Raw genomic sequence first — 17,324 nt, 5'->3', positions numbered from 1 at the left:
CGTCCCGCCGCACCGGCCGGACCAGCCGCGCCGGTGCCGTCGCGGGCACCCCGAACGTCGGCCGCGCCACCCGTCGCACCGCCGTCGCCGAGCCCGTGAAGCCGGCCGCACCGGCGAAGCAGGGCGCGTCCTTCCGACGTGCCGCCTCCCGCGTCACCGCCGTGGGTGCCCTCCTCTTCGCCGCCGGCCTCGTCGTGTCGACCTCGCTGCCCGCACAGGCGCTCTTCACGCCGGAGCCGGGCGCGACGTCCGAGCGTGCGACCACCGCCGGTGCCACCCAGTCCCTCAGCGTCGGCGCGGGTGCGACGGACGCCGAGACGAACCGCGACCAGTACTCGGTGTCGTCGGCCACGCAGTACAAGAACGTCGACTCGTCGAGCTTCACGAACGACCCCGACGGCACGATCCAGTGGCCGTTCCTCACGGGTGTACCGATCACCTCCGGGTTCGGCGGCCGTCAGGTCGAGGGCTGCTCGTTCTGCTCCACGAACCACATGGGCGTCGACTTCGCCCCGGGCGAGGGCACCCCGATCCGGGTGATCGCCGCGGGCACGGTCATCAAGGTCCAGGCGAACGACGGCGGCTTCGGCAACGACGTCTGGGTCCAGCACGACGTCGACGGCAAGCAGTTCGTCAGCGTGTACGGCCACATGGAGGACAACTCCTTCAAGGTGGTCAAGGGACAGCAGGTCGAGGTCGGCGACGAGCTCGGTCTCGTGGGCAGCACCGGCAACTCGACCGGCCCCCACCTGCACCTCGAGATCCACGTCGACGGTGTCCCGGTCGACCCGCTGGCGTGGCTCAAGGCCAACGCGAACTAGCGGACCGGCGCGGCACGCCCGGGCGTCGGCACGGGTTCCTGACCACCGTCGCGGGTCTGCTATCCTCGTGTGGTGCCGCCGAGCGGCACATGCCCCGATAGCTCAGTGGTAGAGCACTTCCATGGTAAGGAAGGGGTCGTCAGTTCAATCCTGACTCGGGGCTCAGACCCGGAGCCGTAGTCGCTCCGGATCCATGGCGGGGTAGCTCAGTTGGTTAGAGCACACGGCTCATAATCGTGGTGTCGCGGGTTCAAGTCCCGCCCTCGCTACCGCAAGCCCGGCGATCCGCTCGCCGGGCTTTCGTCGTTCCCGGTGGCGCTGCGCGTGGCGGCGGCTCGGGCGCCGGCGGCTCGCGCGCCGGCGGCTGTCGAACCACGAAGGCGACATCGAACCGCCCGCGGTGCTCGGTTCGATGTCGCGTTCGTGGTTCCTCACGCGGGCGCGTCCGGTGTCCGGCGCCCGGCACGCTGCGCCCGCCCGGCGCGGCGCCCGCCCGCGCCCGTCAGAACGGGCGGTGCTCCGTGCGCGCCACGAGCACCCCGGCCGACCGCAGGGCGCGCTCGAGCGTCGCGTTCACCTGCCGCCACGCCGTCTGGCGTCGCCCCGCACCGATGCCCCCGCCGGAGACCGCCGTACCGTGCCCGGAGTGCCGCAGCGTGATCGTGGTCGACGTCCCCGTGACCGTCGTCGACAGCTCGTAGCGCCGGAACTCCCGCGAGGGGTGCACGAGCGCCCCGAGCAGGATCGTCAGCACGCGACTGCCGGTCGTGGCGGTGATCGTGCCCCCGGTCGACTCGACGTGGTGTCCGGCCTCGCGCAGTGCTGCGCCGGCGATCTCCATGGCCGTGCACCGGTCGCCCGTGTGCACCGCGAACTCGGTGGTCGTCTCCATCGTTCCTCCCCGTCCCCGGAAGACCTCGCCCGGAGTCCCCGGGCCGGCATCGGTTCCCCCGAACCGTCCGGCCCAGCGTAGCCGATGCATACTCATGAACAACAGGCCCCCGGACGGGCGTCGGTAGACTGCCGGACGTGTCTGTGAACCCCGAGCTCGTCGGCAGGACGTTCCCGCCGGCTGCGCCCTACCTGGTCGGTCGTGAGAAGGTGCGCGAGTTCTCCCGCGCCGTGTTCGCGACGAACCCGATCCACCACGAACCCGATGCCGCCCGGGCCGCCGGCTACGACGACGTCGTCGCCCCGCCGACCTTCGCGGTCGTCGTGCAGGAAGCGACGCTCGCCCAGCTCCTCGCCGAGCCGGACGCGGGGATCGACTTCTCCCGCGTGGTCCACGGCGAGCAGGCCTTCACCTACGAGCGTCCGATCGTCGCCGGCGACGAGCTCACCGCGACGCTGACGGTCACGAGCGTGAAGACCCTCGGTGGCAACGCCATGGTCACCGCCGAGAGCACGATGAACGACGCCGCGGGGGAGCACGTCGTCACGGCGACCTCCACCCTCGTCGTCCGAGGAGACGACGCATGACCGCCGCACCCGTCACCGCGCTCGAGGTCGGCACCGTCGTCGCCGAGCGCGAGGTCCACCTCACCCGTGACTCGCTCGTCCGCTACGCCGGTGCCTCGGGCGACTTCAACCCGATCCACTACCGCGACGACGTCGCCGCCTCGGTCGGGCTGCCCGGCGTCCTCGCCCACGGCATGCTCACCATGGGCCTCGCGGTCCAGCCGGTCTCCGAGTGGCTCGGCGACCGAGGGTTCGTCGTCCGCTACGGCGTCCGCTTCACCCGTCCCGTGGTCGTGGACCCCGAGCAGGGAGCGACCGTCGGCGTCGTCGCCAAGGTCGGCACCGTCGACGACGAGGGCCGTCCGCAGCGCATCGACCTCACCGTGACCGCCGCCGGGCAGACCGTGCTCGGCAAGGCGCAGGTCACGGTGGCGTTCCGCTGACCGTGTCGGAGCCGGTGCTCGCGGACCTCACGACGCTGCGCGTCGGTGGTCCGTCCGCGCGGCTGCTCACCGCGACCACGACCGACGAGCTCGTCGAGCACGCCACCGCGGCGTGGGAGGACGACGCGTGGCTCGTCCTCGGCGGCGGCAGCAACCTCCTCGTCGCCGACGACGGTTTCGACGGCACCGTCGTGCTCGTGCGCACCCGCGGCGTCGAGCACGAGACCGACGCCGACGGCGTCACCGTCCGCGTCGCGGCCGGCGAACCGTGGGACGCGTTCGTCGCCACGACCGTCGAGCACGGTTGGACCGGCCTGGAGGCGCTCAGCGGCATCCCGGGCACGGTCGGCGCCGCCCCCGTGCAGAACATCGGCGCCTACGGGGTCGAGCTGTCCGACGTGCTCACCCGGATCGAGTTCCTCGACGCGGCCACGGGGGAGCGTGCGTGGGTGCCCGCCGCCGAGCTGGCGCTCGGCTACCGCACGTCGACGCTCAAGCACGGACGGCGGGGTGTGGTGCTGACGGTCGAGTTCCGGCTCGGCACCGTCTCCGAGGCCGGGGTCCCGGTCCGGTACGCCCAGCTCGCCGGGTCCCTCGGCGTCGACCTCGGGTCCTCGGTCGCGCCGGAGACGGTCCGGTCCGAGGTCCTGCGGCTGCGCGGTTCGAAGGGCATGGTCCTCGACGCGGAGGACCACGACACGTGGAGCGCGGGGTCGTTCTTCACGAATCCGATCGTGTCCGCCGGGTTCGCCGAGACGCTGCCGGCCGAGGCGCCGCGCTGGCCCGCCGGCGACGACGTCAAGCTGAGCGCGGCGTGGCTCATCGAGCGCTCCGGTGTGCACCGCGGGTACGCCGTGCCCGGGTCCCGCGCAGCGATCTCCTCGAAGCACACCCTCGCGCTGACGAACCGCGGGGGAGCGACGGCCGCCCAGGTGGCCGAGCTGGCCCGCTACGTCCAGGTGACCGTCCTGAACCGCTTCGGTGTGTCGCTCGTGCCGGAACCCGTCGTGGTCGGCGACCTGCTCGCCTGAGCCGAGCCGCGCCTCCCGAACGCGAGGGCGGCCCACCTCGACGAGGTGGGCCGCCTTGCGCTCGTCCCTAGGAGAAGAACTTCGCCAGGCGGGCGACGCCCTCGGCGATGTCGTCGTCGCCCAGGGCGTACGACAGGCGGAGGTAGCCGGACGGGCCGAACGCCTCGCCCGGGACGACCGCGACCTCGGCGTGCTCGAGGATCAGGTCGGCGAGCTCGAGGGTCGTGGTCGGGGTCTTCCCGGCCCACTCGCGACCGAGGAGCGCCGTGACGTCCGGGTAGACGTAGAAGGCACCCTCCGGGGTCGGCGTGACGACGCCCGGGATCGCGTTGAGCCCCGCGACGATCGTCCGGCGTCGGCGGTCGAACGCCTCGCGCATGGCTTCGACGGGCTCCTGCGGACCGGTCAGGGCCGCGATCGCCGCACGCTGCGACACGTTGGAGACGTTCGACGACAGGTGCGACTGCAGGTTCGACGCTGCCTTCACGGCGTCGGCCGGCCCGATGAACCAGCCCACGCGCCAGCCGGTCATCGCGTACGTCTTGGCGACGCCGTTGACGAGGATCGTCGTGTCCGCGAGGGCGGCCACGGCGTCGAGGATGCCGGTGAACCGGACGCCGTCGTACACGAGGTCCTGGTAGATCTCGTCGCTGATCACCCAGATGCCGTGCTCGAGGGCCCACTCGCCGATGGCCTTCGTCTGCTCGGCGCTGTACACCGAGCCGGTCGGGTTCGACGGCGAGCAGAACAGCAGCGCCTTCGTCTTCGGGGTCCGTGCGGCCTCGAGCTGCTCGACCGTCACGAGGTAGTCCTGGTCGCTGCCGGCGAAGACGTCGACGGGGACGCCGCCCGCGAGTCGGATCGCCTCGGGGTAGGTGGTCCAGTAGGGGGCGGGGAGGAGGACCTCGTCGCCGTCGTCCACGATCGTCTGGAACGCCTGGTACACGGCCTGCTTGCCGCCGTTCGTGACGATGACCTGCGAGGGGTCGACGGTCACGCCGGACTCCCGCGCGGTCTTCTCGACGATCGCCTGCTTCAGTTCCGGCAGCCCCGTGGCCGGCGTGTACCGGTGGTTCTTCGGGTCCTGCGCGGCCTGCACGGCGGCGTCGACGACGTGCTGCGGCGTGGCGAAGTCCGGCTCACCCGCGGCGAAGGAGATCACCGGGCGTCCGGCGGCCTTCAGCGCCTTGGCCTTCGCATCGACCTTGAGCGTCGCTGACTCGGCGATCGCGGCGATGCGGGACGCGATGCGCGGCCGACGGTGGGGCGCGGCAGCGGGGTTGGCGGTGGACTCGGGGCCTGGGGCTTCGGTGCTCACGGCTCCCAGCCTATCGGCGCGGCACGCCGGAGCATCCGTCAAGTGGACACCGTGTGACGGACTCCCGTACACTCGACCACCGGAACACGGATCGGTGACGAACCGTGTCCGAAGGGCGGTGGCTCAATTGGTAGAGCAGCGGTCTCCAAAACCGCAGGTTGCAGGTTCGAGTCCTGTCCGCCCTGCACATCTGGAAGGGTAGAAGTTGGCGAGCAAAGACATGGAGACGACGGCGGATGACGTCGTCGCCAAGGCGAAGCAGGACCGGGCCGAGCGCCGCGGGCCGTTCGCTGCCGTCGTGCTCTTCATCCGGCAGGTCATCGGCGAACTCCGCAAGGTGGTCACGCCGACCCGCAAGGAGCTCTTCAGCTACACGGGCGTCGTCCTGGTCTTCGTCGTCGTGATGATGGTCCTGGTGTCGATCCTCGACTTCGCGTTCGGACTCGGCGTCGGGTACGTGTTCGGCAACGGGCCGACGGCCTGACCCGGACCTCGGCTGTCCTGGCCGCTCGCGGACAGGAGTACGGTCGCCCGAGACGGCGCCGATCGTGACCCGATCCGCCCGCCAACCCGATCCGCACCACCGAACGGAAAGAATCGACATTGTCTGACAACTCCCGCGACGACATCGACCTCGCCACGGCTGCCGAGCAGTCCTCCGAGGTCGAGGAGAACCAGGAAGGCGACGTCGAGACCGGCGAGGAGCGTTCGGTCGAGTCGGCCGAAGAACGCGCGATCGAGGTCGAGGACGAGAACGACGACTCGCTCGGCCTGAGCGACGAGCCCGACGACGGCACCGTCGACGCCGGCATCGACGAGACGCTCACCGCCCTGCAGGAAGCCCGCGACCCCGAGGCCGACGCCGTCGTGGACGACGCGCTCGAGGTGGACACCGCCGACGAGGCCGAGGCCGCCGTCGAGGCCGTCGAGGACGAGGAAGAAGTCGAGCTGGAGGCGGAGTCCGCGGCCGACGCGAACGAGGCCCTCGCTGCCGACGAGGCGCTCGACGCCGAGGAAGAGGCCGAGGTCGACCCGTACGAGGCGTTCAAGGCCGAGCTGCGGATGAAGCCGGGCAAGTGGTACGTGATCCACTCCTACGCGGGCTTCGAGCGCCGCGTGAAGTCGAACATCGAGAACCGCATGGTCTCGATGTCGATGGAGGACTACATCTACCAGGTCGAGGTCCCGATGGAGGACGTCGTCGAGATCAAGAACGGGCAGCGCAAGCTGGTCACCCGCGTCCGGATCCCCTCGTACGTGCTCGTCCGCATGGACCTCAACGAGGACTCGTGGTCGGTCGTCCGCCACACCCCGGGCGTCACCGGGTTCGTCGGCAACGCCCACAACCCCACGCCGCTCCGCTTCGACGAGGCGTTCGGCATGCTCAAGTCGCTCGTGCAGGTCGCCGAGGCCGCCCCGACCAAGGGTGGCGCGAAGGGTTCCGGCGGCGCCCAGTCGCAGCCGGCCGCCGAGGTCGACTTCGAGATCGGCGAGACGATCACCATCAAGGAAGGCTCGTTCGCGGGCCTGCCGGGTTCGATCTCCGAGATCAAGCCGGAGAGCGGCAAGCTCACCGTGCTCGTCTCACTGTTCGAGCGCGAGACCCCGGTCGAGCTCAGCTTCGACCAGGTCACCAAGCTGTAGCGCCCGCCAACACCAGCTACACTTATCGAGTTTGGCCCCGCACGCCTCGTGCGTGCGGGGCTTCACCGCGGTCCGGAACGGCCGGACCAGCGGGAGAGTGCACGGATCCCCGTGCGTTCGATTCCAGGAGGAAGACAAGTCATGGCACCGAAGAAGAAGGTCACGGGCCTGATCAAGCTGCAGATCAATGCGGGCGCCGCCAACCCGGCCCCGCCGATCGGTCCGGCGCTCGGTCAGCACGGCGTCAACATCATGGAGTTCTGCAAGGCGTACAACGCCGCGACCGAGTCGCAGCGTGGGAACGTCGTGCCGGTCGAGATCACCGTCTACGAGGACCGTTCGTTCACGTTCGTCCTCAAGACCCCGCCGGCCGCGGAGCTCATCAAGAAGGCTGCGGGTGTGCAGAAGGGGTCCTCGACCCCGCACACGGTCAAGGTCGCGAAGATCTCGATGGACCAGGTCCGTCAGATCGCCGAGACCAAGCAGGCCGACCTGAACGCCAACGACATCGACGCCGCCGCGAAGATCATCGCCGGCACCGCGCGTTCGATGGGCATCACGGTCGAGGCGTAAGCCCCACCTGCTCAGGCACACACCCCAACACCCTTCCGTGGGAGAGCCGCGCCGGCTCGTCAACCACGTAGCTCCCAAGGAGAACACCATGGCGAAGAAGTCCAAGGCCTACCAGGCCGCGGCCGCGAAGATCGAGGCCGACAAGTTCTACACCCCCGCCGAGGCAGTCGCCCTCGCGAAGGAGACCGGTTCGACCAAGACCGACTCCACCGTCGAGGTCGCCCTCAAGCTCGGCGTCGACCCGCGCAAGGCGGACCAGATGGTCCGTGGCACGGTCATCCTGCCGCACGGCACGGGCAAGACCGCCCGCGTCATCGTCTTCGCGGTCGGCGCTGCGGCTGAGGCCGCCATCGCCGCCGGCGCCGACGAGGTCGGTGGCGACGAGCTCATCGCGAAGGTCGCCGAGGGCTACACCGCCTTCGACTCCGCCGTCGCGACGCCGGAGCTCATGGGCAAGGTCGGTCGTCTCGGCAAGGTGCTCGGTCCGCGTGGCCTCATGCCGAACCCGAAGACCGGCACCGTGACCCCGAACGTGGCGCAGGCCGTCAACGACATCAAGGGCGGCAAGATCGAGTTCCGCGTCGACAAGCACGCCAACGTGCACTTCGTCGTCGGCAAGGCCTCGTTCACGCCGGAGCAGCTCGACGAGAACATCTCGACCGCGCTCGAGGAGATCAACCGCCTCAAGCCGAGCGCCTCGAAGGGCCGCTACATCACGAAGGGCGCCGTCTCGACGACCTTCGGCCCGGGCATCCCGCTCGACGTCAACGCCATCTGATCCACTGATCAGTTCCGGGAGGACCCGTACCGTTTCGGTGCGGGTCCTTTCGCGTGCCGGCTGCGAAGTGCCGCTAGCGTGGCTCCGTGCGCATCCTCGTGAACTCGCTCCGACTGATCGCCGTCATCGCCGTCGTGGTCGCGGTCGTCGCGCAGCTGCAGCATGCGGTGGTGTCCGGGAACTTCCGGTTCTGGAACTTCTTCGGCTACTTCACCATCCAGTCGAACCTCATCATCGCGGGCGCACTGGCCGCAGCGGTCGTGTCATCGAGCCGCCGACGATCGGCAACACGGGTGGACCTCGTCCGTGGGGCGGCGACGGTGTACATCGCGACGACCGGGCTGGTGTTCAACACGCTGCTCGCCGAAGCCGCTCTCGCGGCGAACTTCGACCTGCCGTGGGCGAGCGACGTCATGCACAAGGTCATCCCCGCGTACGCGGTGCTCGACTGGCTGCTGTTCGCGGACCGCGGTCGGCTGGTCCTGCGGCAGGTGTGGTGGTTCCTGCTCTACCCGGCCGTGTGGCTCGTGGTGGTCCTGATCCGCGGTGCGACCGACGGATGGGTGCCGTACCCGTTCCTCGACCCCGATCTCGGGTACGGCGTCGTGGCGCTGTACGCACTCGGGGTGGCGGTGTTCATCGCGCTCATGGGCGTGCTCGTCGTCGGGATGAGTCGGCTGCGGATCGTTCCCGTCTAGGCCGAGCGGAAGCCCCGGAGCCGGTCCAGCACCATGTCGGCGAGCAGGATCAGACCGCGGATCTGGTCGTCGTCACGGTCCACCCAGCGGCACTCGGGTTCGTCGGCGACGGGGACGAACCCGTCGTGGCGTTCCCAGACGAACAGGGTGCGGTCGGCCCCGAGGACGTACTGCTGCCACCAGATCTGCCGCAGGTAGTGCCGGGGGATGCTCCGCCACGACTTCGCCGTCGTCTTGATCTCGGCGAGCACGACCCGCGAGGAGCCGTCGACGCCGACGCCGTCCGGGGTCGCGAGGTGCGCCCGGTTCGCCGCAGCGTGGAACAGGTGCGCTGAGGGCTGGATCCCGTGGGTCGCGGCGACCCAGGCTGCGATGACCGGTTCGCGCTCCCTGCCGTGCTCCGTGAAGGAGTTGCCGGAGAACCGGGAGCCGTAGCGCTTGTCGGTGACGACGGCGTCGACGGCGCGCAGCGAGGCCAGGCGGGCGACGTCGGTCGCGGTGATGCCCATGGCGCGGGCGCGGAGCCAGGCGACCCGGTCGGACGAGTGCGCGACGATGCGTTCCGTGTGTCCGCGCAGCGCGGTGAAGGTGTCGTGTGCGAGGGAGGCCGACGTGGTGGTGGTGGTGACGCCGTGCTCGACGTGGGCAGGCCCGGCGGGGGCGGGCTGCGCCTCCAGGGGGTCCAGATCGCCCCACAGGGTCGGCTGCACGATCGTCACCCGACGATTGTCTCCCCGTGCACCGACGACGCGAAACCGACGCACCGGAACCGGCGCGACGCGCCGGGCGTCCGTCGTCAGGACACCAGCTGGCGGCCCTCCGCGAAGGCGACGAGCTCGTCGATGCCCGCCGGGGAGAGCGCGTACCCGATCGCCAGGGCCGCCGCTCCCTGCAGCGCTGCGACCGACCCGGCGCGGGACTGCGCGATCACGAGGTGTTCGGTGGCGAGCGGCATCGAGCGGGAGTAGACGACCTCCCGGACGCCGGCGAGCAGGTGCTCCCCGGCCTGGGTGATCGAGCCGCCGAGGGCGATCACCGAGGGGTTCATGAGCGAGACGCACGTGGCGAGGACCTCGCCGATGTCACGCCCGGCCTGGCGCACGGCCTGGATGGCGTCGAGGTCCGAACGGTTCACGAGGTCGAGGACGTCGGCGCTGGTGTGCACGTCGTGGCCCTTCGCACGGAGCCGCCGTGCGATGGCTGGTCCGGAGGCGACGGCCTCGAGGCAGCCGGTGTTCCCGCAGTGGCACGGCACGTCACCCGCGCTGGAGACCCGGACGTGGCCGATGTCGCCCGCGGTGCCCTGTGCGCCGCGCTGGAGCTGCCCGTCCGAGACGATGCCGGAGCCGATGCCGGTGGCCACCTTCACGAAGAGCAGGTGGTCGACCTCCGGCCAGCCGTGCTCGCGCTCTCCGAGTGCTGCGATGTTCACGTCGTTGTCGAGCAGGACGTGGGCGGCGATGTGGCCGCGGAGCCAGCCGGGCACGTCGAAGCCGTCCCAGCCGGGCATGATGGGCGGGTTGGCGGGGCGCCCGGTTGAGAACTCGACCGGCCCGGGGACGCCGATGCCGATCGCGATGACGTCGTCCCGCGCCCGTCCGACCTCGTCGAGCAGCGCGTCGATCGTCTCGACGAGCCAGGTGAGCGTGGGGACCGGGCCCGCGGCGATGTCGATGCGCGCTTCACGGGTCGCGAGCGGTGCGGCGACGAGGTCCGTCACCGCGACCCGTCCGTGCGAGGCACCGAGGTCGGCGGCGATCACGAGCCGGGCGCGGGGCATGAGTGCCACCTGTGCGGGTGGGCGTCCGCCGGTGGAGGCGGCGGTGTCCACCGGACCGACGAGTCCGACCTCGATGAGGGCATCGAGGCGCACGCCGATCGTCGAGCGTGCGAGTCCCGTCAGTGCGGCGAGCTCGGCCCGTGTCCGCGGCACGCCGTCGCGGAGGATCTGGAAGAGCTCGCTCGTCCCGACCGGAGGCGACGCTGCCGTCCGAGTCAAGTCGACCATGTGGGGGAGTGAAGCACACATCGAACGCGCCACGCAACGAAGTAGGTCGACTTTCCTCGGACTTCTGCTTGACCGCCGACAAAAGTGCTCGTAGTGTGACGCTCGGTCGAAGACGACCGCACCATCTCGACGAGGAGAACTCCCGGTGACCCAACCGCTTTCCGTCCAGCTCTACACGGTCCGCGACGCCCTCGCTGCCGATCTGCCCGGCACGCTGCAGCGCATCGCCGACATCGGCTACACGAACGTCGAGGCGTTCGGTTTCGTCGACCGCGCCGAGTCGCTGCGCGATGCACTTGCCGCAGCCGGACTGCAGAGCCCGAGCGGACACGCCCGTCTGCTGGACACCGGCGAGCAGGACCTCGAGCAGATCTTCCACGCGAGCGTCACCGTCGGGCTCGGCACCCTCATCGACCCGCACATCGACGAAGCGCGGTGGACCACGCGTGAGGACGTCGAGGCGATCGCCCGCGAGCTGAACGCCCTCGCCCCGCGTGCCGCCGACCACGGCCTGACCCTCGGCTACCACAACCACGCGTTCGAGTTCTCGAACCGCATCGACGGCACGAGCGCCTTCGAGGTCTTCGCCGGTGCCCTGTCCGACGACGTCGTGCTCGAACTCGACACCTACTGGGCGAAGGTCGGCGGTGACGACCCCGTGGCCGTCATCGAGCGCCTCGGCGACAAGATCCAGTTCCTGCACGTCAAGGACGGCGACGGCTCGCACGACGACAAGAAGCAGGTCGCCGTGGGCGACGGCATCATGCCGATCCGCGAGATCATCGCCGCCGCGCCGGACGCACTCCACGTCGTCGAACTCGACGACCACGAGGGCGACGTCTTCCAGGCCGTCACCGACTCGTACACCTTCCTCCAGGGGGCCCGCGCATGACCGACACCACCGTCACCACGCAGCAGGACACGACGACCAGGACCGGTCCCGTCGGCGTCGGCGTCATCGGCGCCGGGGTCATCTCGGACCAGTACCTCTCGAACCTCACCGTCTTCCCGGACGTGAAGGTCCACTTCATCGCCGACATCGACCTGCCCCGCGCGGCGTCGCAGGCGGAGAAGTGGGGCATCGCCGGCTCGGGCACGGTGGAGGAGCTCCTCGCGAACGACGACATCGAGATCGTCGTCAACCTGACCATCCCCGCCGCCCACGTCGAGGTCGCCCTGCAGGCCCTCGCCGCCGGCAAGCACGTCTGGGGGGAGAAGCCCTACGCCCTCGACCGCGCGAGCGCCGCACAGCTCCGGGACGCCGCCGCGGCCGCCGGCAAGACGGTCAGCGTCGCCCCGGACACGTTCCTCGGCGCCGGGCTGCAGACCGCCCTCCGGACCATCCGCGACGGCCGCATCGGCACGCCACTCAACGGCCTGACGCTGTTCCAGAGCCCCGGCCCGGAGTCGTGGCACCCGAGCCCCGAGTTCCTCTTCGCGTACGGCGCCGGCCCGCTGTTCGACATCGGCCCGTACTACATCACGACGCTCGTGCAGGCGTTCGGCCCGGTCAAGAAGGTCACCGCCACGGCGTCGAAGTCCCGGGCGACCCGCACGATCGGCTCCGGCCCCAAGGCGGGCACCGAGTTCCCGGTCGAGGTCCCGACGAACCACTCGGCGCTCATCGAGTTCGAGAACGGTGGCAGCGCGCAGAGCGTCTTCTCGTTCGAGTCCGACCGCGGCCGCACCGGCTTCGTCGAGATCGCGGGCGAGACCGGCACCGTCGTGTTCCCCGACCCGAACAACTTCGACGGCGACACCGAGCTGTACGCGCTCGGTTCCGAGGAGCCGGAGACGATCCCGGCGGTCGGGTCCACCTACTCGCGCGGCACCGGCGTGGTCGACCTCGCCCGCTCGCTCCGCGCCGGTGAGGAGAACCGGGTCCCCGGTGCCCTCGCCTTCCACGTCCTCGACGTGATGGTCTCCATCGCCGAGGCAGCCGAACGTGGTGAGGCGGTGCTCGTGGAGAGCACCGTCGCACCCTCCCCGACCCTCCCCGAGGGCTGGGACCCCGCGGCGTCGACCCTGGCCTGACGGCCGGCGTCCCCGGCCGCTGGCGGCCGGGGACGGACCCCGCACCACACAGCAGCACCCGACAGCAAGAACAGCTCGACCAGCACCACCCCCTGCACCATCTCAACGACGAGAAAGTAGAGAGTCATGCGCACTGCCATCCGCGCACTGGCCATCACCGCGGCCGCGGCACTCACGGTGACGGGCCTCGCAGCCTGCTCCTCCGGGTCGTCCGGCTCCTCCGGCGACTCGAAGACGCTCACGTACTGGGCGTCGAACCAGGGCACGTCGCTCCAGAACGACAAGGAGGTGCTGACCCCCGTCCTGAAGAAGTTCACGAAGGAGACCGGGATCAAGGTCAACCTCCAGGTCATCGGCTGGAACGACCTGCAGAACAAGATCCAGACCGCGGTCACCTCGGGCCAGGGTCCGGACGTCCTGAACATCGGCAACACCTGGGCGGCCTCGCTCCAGGCCACCGGTGCCTTCCAGGAGTTCGGTTCCTCGGAGATGAAGGCGATCGGCGGCAAGGACAAGTTCGTGAAGACCGCTCTCGCCACGGGCGGTGCACCCGGCAAGACCGTCACGAGCGTCCCGCTCTACGGACTCGCCTACGGCCTGTACTACAACAAGAAGATGTTCTCGGACGCCGGCCTCAAGCCGCCGACCACGTGGGAAGAACTCACCGCGGACGCGCAGAAGCTGACCGACCCGAGCAAGAAGGTCTACGGCTTCTCGCTCGCCGCGGGCTCCTACACGGAGAACGCCCACTTCGCGTTCATCAACGCCGCGCAGAACGGCGGCGACTGGTTCGACAAGAAGGGTGACCCGACGTTCACGAAGAAGGCGAACGTCGACGGCATCAAGCGCTACCTGGACCTCATGCAGGAGCAGAAGGCCGTCAACACCTCGAACGCGCAGTTCGACAACGGCACGCAGGCGGTCGCGGCGTTCGCCAAGGGCCAGGCGGCGATGATCCTGAACCAGAACAACGCGGACGCCACCATCCAGTCGAACGGGATGAAGGCCGATCAGTACGGCGTCGTGCCGTTCCCGGCCCCCGAGGGCGGCAAGCAGGTCGCCAGCCACGTGGCCGGCATCAACCTGTCCATCTTCAAGAACACGAAGAACAAGGACGGGGCGCTCAAGTTCGTCAAGTACATGACGAGCGCGGACACGCAGAAGACGCTCGACAAGCCGTACTCGGCGCTGCCGGTGCTGAAGTCGGCGGCCGAGGACACCTCCGGGGTCTCCGAGGAGACCAAGACGTTCCTCGACATCTACAACACGAAGTCGGAGCCGCTCCCGCTGGTCCCCGCCGAGGACCAGTTCGAGTCCACGGTCGGCAAGGCGATGAACGACATGTTCGCGAAGATCGCGACCGGTGGAACGGTCTCGGACGCCGACATCAAGTCGGCGCTCCAGACCGCTCAGGACCAGGTGTCCCAGGCCGCCGGTTGATCCACACCGGAGGCCCGGGTCGCGTCCGACAGGGCGCGCCCGGGCCTCCGCCCCTCACCCTGGTGCGACCGCGGGTCACCGCCGACGCACCAGCAGCCCCGCACCCGGCCCCGCGCCGGGGGTGAGCGCATCGGCTCACGCATGCCGCGCCTCCCGACCGCTGCCACGGTCCGCGCGAAGCACCCGACCTCCCTCCTGCCGAAAGGCCCCCATGTCCACCTCGATCCTGCCCGAGTCCGAGCGCATCGACCTGACCCACACGAAGGCCCCGACGATCTCGGGCCCTCCCGGTCGCAAGCGCAAGTCCCACTGGCTGCCGTACGCGCTCGTCGCACCGGCCATCCTCTTCGAGCTGCTGATCCACATCGTGCCGATGCTCACCGGCATCTGGATCTCGTTCATCCAGCTCACCAAGTACTTCATCGCCAACTGGGGCGCGGCGCCGTTCGCCGGGCTGCACAACTACTCCGTCGTCGTGGACTTCGACCAGGCGATCGGCAAGGGCGTCCTCAACTCGTTCCTCATCACCTGCGGCTTCACGGTCCTCGTGGTCGGGCTCTCGTGGACGTTCGGCATGGCCGCGGCGGTCGCGCTGCAGAAGCCGTTCGCGGGCCGCGGGCTGTTCCGCACGCTGTTCCTCGTGCCCTACGCGCTGCCGATGTACGCCGGCATCATCACCTGGAAGTTCATGTTCCAGCGTGACTCCGGCGCGATCAACCACATCCTCGTGGACCAGCTGCACCTGTTCAACGGCACCGGGCCGTTCTGGCTCATCGGGTCGAACGCCTTCGTCTCGGTCGTCGTGGTGGCGATCTGGAAGACCTGGCCGTTCGCGTTCCTCATGCTCATGGCCGGTCTGCAGTCCGTCCCGCACGACGTGTACGAGGCCGCCTCGGTCGACGGTGCGAAGGCATTCCGCCAGTGGCGCTCGATCACGCTGCCGATGGTGCGCCCGGTCAACGTGACGCTCGTGCTCGTGATGTTCCTCTGGACGTTCAACGACTTCAACACGCCGTTCGTCCTGTTCGGCTCGACCGCGCAGCCGCCGGCGGCGGACCTGCTGAGCTTCCACATCTACAACGCCTCGTTCATCACCTGGAACTTCGGTTCCGGTGCCGCGATGAGCGTCCTGCTCCTCATCTTCCTGCTCATCGTCACCGGCATCTACCTGGCCGTCACCAACCGGAGGTCCGTCCGTGCGTGAAACAGTCGGCGCCAAGTCCTTCAAGATCGTCACCCTGGTCGTCCTGACCCTGTTCACGGTCGTCCCGCTCTACGTGATGATCACCACGGCGATGAAGCCGCTCGGTGACGTGCAGAACGACTTCACGTGGATCCCGACGCGGATCACCCTGCAGCCGTTCATCGACATGTGGTCGACGGTCCCGCTCGGCAAGTACTTCATCAACTCGCTCGTGGTCTGCACGATCGCGACGGTGTTCTCGCTGATCATCGCGACCTTCGCCGCCTACGGTGTCTCGCGCTGGAACTTCAAGGGGAAGAGCACCTTCACGACCGCGGTGCTCTCCACCCAGATGTTCCCCGGCGTGCTGTTCCTGCTCCCGCTGTTCCTCATCTTCACCAACCTCGGGAACGCCCTCGGCATCCAGCTCGTCGGCAGCTGGACCGGCCTGATCATCACCTACCTGACGTTCACGCTCCCGTTCTCGATCTGGATGCTCGCGGGCTACTTCGAGACCATCCCGCGGGAGCTCGACGAGGCCGCGATGGTGGACGGTTCCGGACCGATGGGCGCCCTGTTCCGGGTCATCCTGCCGTCGGCCCGTCCGGGTCTGGTCGCGGTCGGGATCTACTCGTTCATGACGGCCTGGGGTGAGGTGCTCTTCGCCTCGGTCATGACGAACGGCGACGGGCAGACGCTCGCGGTCGGCCTGCAGCAGTACTCGACGCAGACGAACGTGTACTGGAACCAGATCATGGCGGCGTCGCTCGTCGTGTCGATCCCGGTCGTGATCGCGTTCCTCGTCGTGCAGCGCCAGTTCGTGGCGGGCCTGACGGCCGGTGCGGTGAAGTAGGCGCTACCCGCAACACCCCCCCGAAAGCGACAGATTCCCGGCGCACACGGCCGGGAATCTGTCGCTTTCGCGCGGGGGACCGAACCGATCGAGACAGGATGGACCGCATGACCGAAACCCGAGGGCGCCAGCTGCTGCCCGGGCAGACCAGCCGCGTGCACGTGTACGACGTCGAGGCGCGGACGAGCCGGCTCGTGTTCGAGTCGAGCACGGTGCTGGTCGAGGCACCCAACGTGCTCGACGCCGAGACACTGGTGCTGAACGGCGACGGCGACCTCTGGCTGCTCCCGGTGCCCGCGGCGGGGGACGTCCTCGACGAGACCGCGCTCCTCCCGGTACCGATGCCCGGCGTCGACGAGATCAACAACGACCACGTGCTCGACCCGTCGGGTGCGTCGGTCGTGGTCAGCGCGCGGAACGGGGAGCTGTGCCGCATCCCACTGCCCGACGGAGGCGCTGCGACGCAGATCACCGACACGACCACCGCCCTGCCGGCGAAGCGAAAGTTCTACCTGCACGGGATCGCTCCCGACGCCGGCTCGCTCGCGGCCATCGTGGGGGAGCTGTCCGAGGACGGCGTCTGGACCACGGACGTGGCCATGGTCGACCCTGCGACGGGGAAGCCGACCTTCCTCACTCGTGACCTGTTCCCGGACGACGGCTGCGCCTTCGCGGGCGACGTCCTGCTCTTCAACACCGAGCGCTTCAGCCCGGGGACGGCGCAGCTCGCGTCGCTGCGGCCCGGCGGGTCGGAGCCGGTCCGCATCACGAACGACGACCGGGTGAACTGGTTCCCGCACGTGTCGCCGGACGGCGCGCACCTGCTCTACCTGTCGTACGAGCCGGGCGTGCAGGGGCACCCCGCCGACCACCGCGTGGAGCTCCGGCTCCTCCCCGGGGCGCTCGCGCGCGGGGCGCGCATGGCGGTCGTGCCGGAGACCCTCGTCACGCTCGACGGTGGTCAGGGCACGGTCAACGTGCCGCCGTGGGCCCCCGACTCGACGTGGTTCGCCTACTGCGACTACCCCGTCACGTCGTAGCG

19 protein-coding genes and 3 tRNA genes are annotated in these 17,324 nt (G+C 69.6%); 18 read left to right on the top strand and 4 right to left on the bottom strand.

The genetic code is table 11. From position 1 onward, the window contains the following. The 3 genes from HP507_RS00335 to HP507_RS00325 all read left to right on the top strand — a co-directional run. Positions 1-821 (top strand): M23 family metallopeptidase (locus HP507_RS00335; protein ID WP_175349913.1); only part of this gene is annotated, 821 nt, incomplete at its 5' end. Positions 822-912: 91 nt separating this feature from the next. After that, positions 913-984: transfer RNA gene (locus tag HP507_RS00330), tRNA-Thr, on the top strand. A 32-nt stretch (positions 985-1,016) separates the two neighbouring features. Beyond that, positions 1,017-1,090, top strand: a tRNA-Met gene (locus HP507_RS00325). A gap of 233 nt (positions 1,091-1,323) precedes the next feature. Here the strand turns inward: HP507_RS00325 and HP507_RS00320 are convergent. Further along, positions 1,324-1,713 (bottom strand): hypothetical protein, encoded by a 390-nt coding sequence (locus tag HP507_RS00320; RefSeq protein ID WP_175349912.1) that lies wholly within the window; start codon positions 1,711-1,713, stop codon positions 1,324-1,326. Between the two features lie 137 nt (positions 1,714-1,850). On the opposite strand from HP507_RS00320, the gene HP507_RS00315 reads away from it, so the two are divergent. Genes HP507_RS00315 through HP507_RS00305 form a run of 3 tightly spaced genes read left to right on the top strand, consistent with a single transcriptional unit; the run spans position 1,851 to position 3,753 of the window. Next, positions 1,851-2,300, top strand: coding sequence for a MaoC family dehydratase N-terminal domain-containing protein (locus HP507_RS00315; protein WP_083857901.1), 450 nt, complete (start codon positions 1,851-1,853; stop codon positions 2,298-2,300). Next, positions 2,297-2,722: a MaoC/PaaZ C-terminal domain-containing protein gene (locus HP507_RS00310; RefSeq protein WP_175349911.1), complete on the top strand. Its 426-nt coding sequence runs from the start codon at positions 2,297-2,299 to the stop codon at positions 2,720-2,722. The genes HP507_RS00315 and HP507_RS00310 overlap by 4 nt, the downstream gene beginning before the upstream one ends. Before the next feature lie 2 nt (positions 2,723-2,724). Next, a complete protein-coding gene (locus tag HP507_RS00305; protein ID WP_175349910.1) occupies positions 2,725-3,753 on the top strand; it encodes a UDP-N-acetylmuramate dehydrogenase in 1,029 nt (342 codons plus the stop codon). A gap of 67 nt (positions 3,754-3,820) precedes the next feature. Here the strand turns inward: HP507_RS00305 and HP507_RS00300 are convergent, their stop codons facing one another. After that, entirely contained in the window at positions 3,821-5,002 is a 1,182-nt protein-coding gene (locus HP507_RS00300) for a pyridoxal phosphate-dependent aminotransferase (protein WP_175349914.1), read from the bottom strand. 181 nt (positions 5,003-5,183) lie between these two features. Here HP507_RS00300 and HP507_RS00295 point away from each other — a divergent pair. The 6 genes from HP507_RS00295 (at position 5,184) to HP507_RS00270 (ending at position 8,764) form a co-directional block, all read left to right on the top strand. Then, a tRNA-Trp gene (locus HP507_RS00295) sits at positions 5,184-5,256 on the top strand. A gap of 35 nt (positions 5,257-5,291) precedes the next feature. Further along, positions 5,292-5,555 carry a preprotein translocase subunit SecE gene (secE, locus tag HP507_RS00290; RefSeq protein WP_376985428.1) on the top strand — a complete coding sequence of 88 codons (264 nt, stop codon included), beginning with the start codon at positions 5,292-5,294 and terminating at the stop codon, positions 5,553-5,555. A 119-nt stretch (positions 5,556-5,674) separates the two neighbouring features. Continuing rightward, positions 5,675-6,715: a transcription termination/antitermination protein NusG gene (nusG, locus tag HP507_RS00285; RefSeq protein ID WP_175349908.1), complete on the top strand. Its 1,041-nt coding sequence runs from the start codon at positions 5,675-5,677 to the stop codon at positions 6,713-6,715. A 141-nt stretch (positions 6,716-6,856) separates the two neighbouring features. Then, on the top strand, positions 6,857-7,288 hold the full coding sequence (gene rplK, locus HP507_RS00280; RefSeq protein WP_079236584.1) for a 50S ribosomal protein L11: 432 nt from the start codon (positions 6,857-6,859) through the stop codon (positions 7,286-7,288). A gap of 88 nt (positions 7,289-7,376) precedes the next feature. After that, positions 7,377-8,066 carry a 50S ribosomal protein L1 gene (gene rplA, locus HP507_RS00275; RefSeq protein ID WP_175349907.1) on the top strand — a complete coding sequence of 230 codons (690 nt, stop codon included), beginning with the start codon at positions 7,377-7,379 and terminating at the stop codon, positions 8,064-8,066. A gap of 86 nt (positions 8,067-8,152) precedes the next feature. Continuing rightward, entirely contained in the window at positions 8,153-8,764 is a 612-nt protein-coding gene (locus HP507_RS00270; protein WP_175349906.1) for a Pr6Pr family membrane protein, read from the top strand. On the opposite strand, the gene HP507_RS00265 is transcribed toward HP507_RS00270, so the two are convergent. Both HP507_RS00265 and HP507_RS00260 read right to left on the bottom strand, forming a co-directional pair. Then, the gene (locus HP507_RS00265) at positions 8,761-9,483 is read right to left on the bottom strand and encodes a YqaJ viral recombinase family protein (protein WP_175349905.1); all 723 of its coding nucleotides are present in this window, start codon (positions 9,481-9,483) and stop codon (positions 8,761-8,763) included. The genes HP507_RS00270 and HP507_RS00265 overlap by 4 nt on opposite strands. Positions 9,484-9,560: 77 nt before the next feature. Further along, complete coding sequence (locus HP507_RS00260) at positions 9,561-10,772, bottom strand: ROK family transcriptional regulator (RefSeq protein ID WP_175349904.1); 1,212 nt, start codon at positions 10,770-10,772, stop codon at positions 9,561-9,563. Between the two features lie 145 nt (positions 10,773-10,917). On the opposite strand from HP507_RS00260, the gene HP507_RS00255 reads away from it, so the two are divergent. The 6 genes from HP507_RS00255 (at position 10,918) to HP507_RS00230 (ending at position 17,322) form a co-directional block, all read left to right on the top strand. Continuing rightward, positions 10,918-11,664 carry a sugar phosphate isomerase/epimerase family protein gene (locus HP507_RS00255; RefSeq protein WP_175349903.1) on the top strand — a complete coding sequence of 249 codons (747 nt, stop codon included), beginning with the start codon at positions 10,918-10,920 and terminating at the stop codon, positions 11,662-11,664. Continuing rightward, positions 11,661-12,806, top strand: a complete 1,146-nt coding sequence (locus HP507_RS00250; RefSeq protein ID WP_175349902.1) for a Gfo/Idh/MocA family protein — start codon at positions 11,661-11,663, stop codon at positions 12,804-12,806. The genes HP507_RS00255 and HP507_RS00250 overlap by 4 nt, the downstream gene beginning before the upstream one ends. Positions 12,807-12,932: 126 nt before the next feature. Further along, positions 12,933-14,246, top strand: coding sequence for an ABC transporter substrate-binding protein (locus HP507_RS00245; protein ID WP_175349901.1), 1,314 nt, complete (start codon positions 12,933-12,935; stop codon positions 14,244-14,246). A gap of 211 nt (positions 14,247-14,457) precedes the next feature. Beyond that, complete coding sequence (locus HP507_RS00240; RefSeq protein WP_175349900.1) at positions 14,458-15,450, top strand: carbohydrate ABC transporter permease; 993 nt, start codon at positions 14,458-14,460, stop codon at positions 15,448-15,450. Beyond that, a complete protein-coding gene (locus tag HP507_RS00235) occupies positions 15,443-16,282 on the top strand; it encodes a carbohydrate ABC transporter permease (protein WP_175349899.1) in 840 nt (279 codons plus the stop codon). Before HP507_RS00240 ends, HP507_RS00235 begins: the two co-directional genes overlap by 8 nt. Before the next feature lie 107 nt (positions 16,283-16,389). Next, positions 16,390-17,322: a TolB family protein gene (locus HP507_RS00230; protein ID WP_175349898.1), complete on the top strand. Its 933-nt coding sequence runs from the start codon at positions 16,390-16,392 to the stop codon at positions 17,320-17,322. Positions 17,323-17,324 lie beyond the last annotated feature (2 nt).

This window comes from Curtobacterium pusillum (genome assembly GCF_013359865.1).
GTDB lineage: Bacteria > Actinomycetota > Actinomycetes > Actinomycetales > Microbacteriaceae > Curtobacterium > Curtobacterium pusillum.
This window is presented reverse-complemented; position numbering and strand designations above follow the sequence as displayed.

What these genes read in the sequence shown, in the direction of transcription:
- HP507_RS00320 (WP_175349912.1), bottom strand. Translation starts at nt 1,713, where the DNA reads ATGGAGACGACCACCGAGTTCGCGGTGCACACGGGCGACCGGTGCACG.
- HP507_RS00310 (WP_175349911.1), top strand. Translation starts at nt 2,297, where the DNA reads ATGACCGCCGCACCCGTCACCGCGCTCGAGGTCGGCACCGTCGTCGCC.
- secE (WP_376985428.1), top strand. Translation starts at nt 5,292, where the DNA reads ATGGAGACGACGGCGGATGACGTCGTCGCCAAGGCGAAGCAGGACCGG.
- rplK (WP_079236584.1), top strand. Translation starts at nt 6,857, where the DNA reads ATGGCACCGAAGAAGAAGGTCACGGGCCTGATCAAGCTGCAGATCAAT.
- rplA (WP_175349907.1), top strand. Translation starts at nt 7,377, where the DNA reads ATGGCGAAGAAGTCCAAGGCCTACCAGGCCGCGGCCGCGAAGATCGAG.
- HP507_RS00260 (WP_175349904.1), bottom strand. Translation starts at nt 10,772, where the DNA reads ATGGTCGACTTGACTCGGACGGCAGCGTCGCCTCCGGTCGGGACGAGC.
- HP507_RS00250 (WP_175349902.1), top strand. Translation starts at nt 11,661, where the DNA reads ATGACCGACACCACCGTCACCACGCAGCAGGACACGACGACCAGGACC.
- HP507_RS00245 (WP_175349901.1), top strand. Translation starts at nt 12,933, where the DNA reads ATGCGCACTGCCATCCGCGCACTGGCCATCACCGCGGCCGCGGCACTC.
- HP507_RS00240 (WP_175349900.1), top strand. Translation starts at nt 14,458, where the DNA reads ATGTCCACCTCGATCCTGCCCGAGTCCGAGCGCATCGACCTGACCCAC.
- HP507_RS00230 (WP_175349898.1), top strand. Translation starts at nt 16,390, where the DNA reads ATGACCGAAACCCGAGGGCGCCAGCTGCTGCCCGGGCAGACCAGCCGC.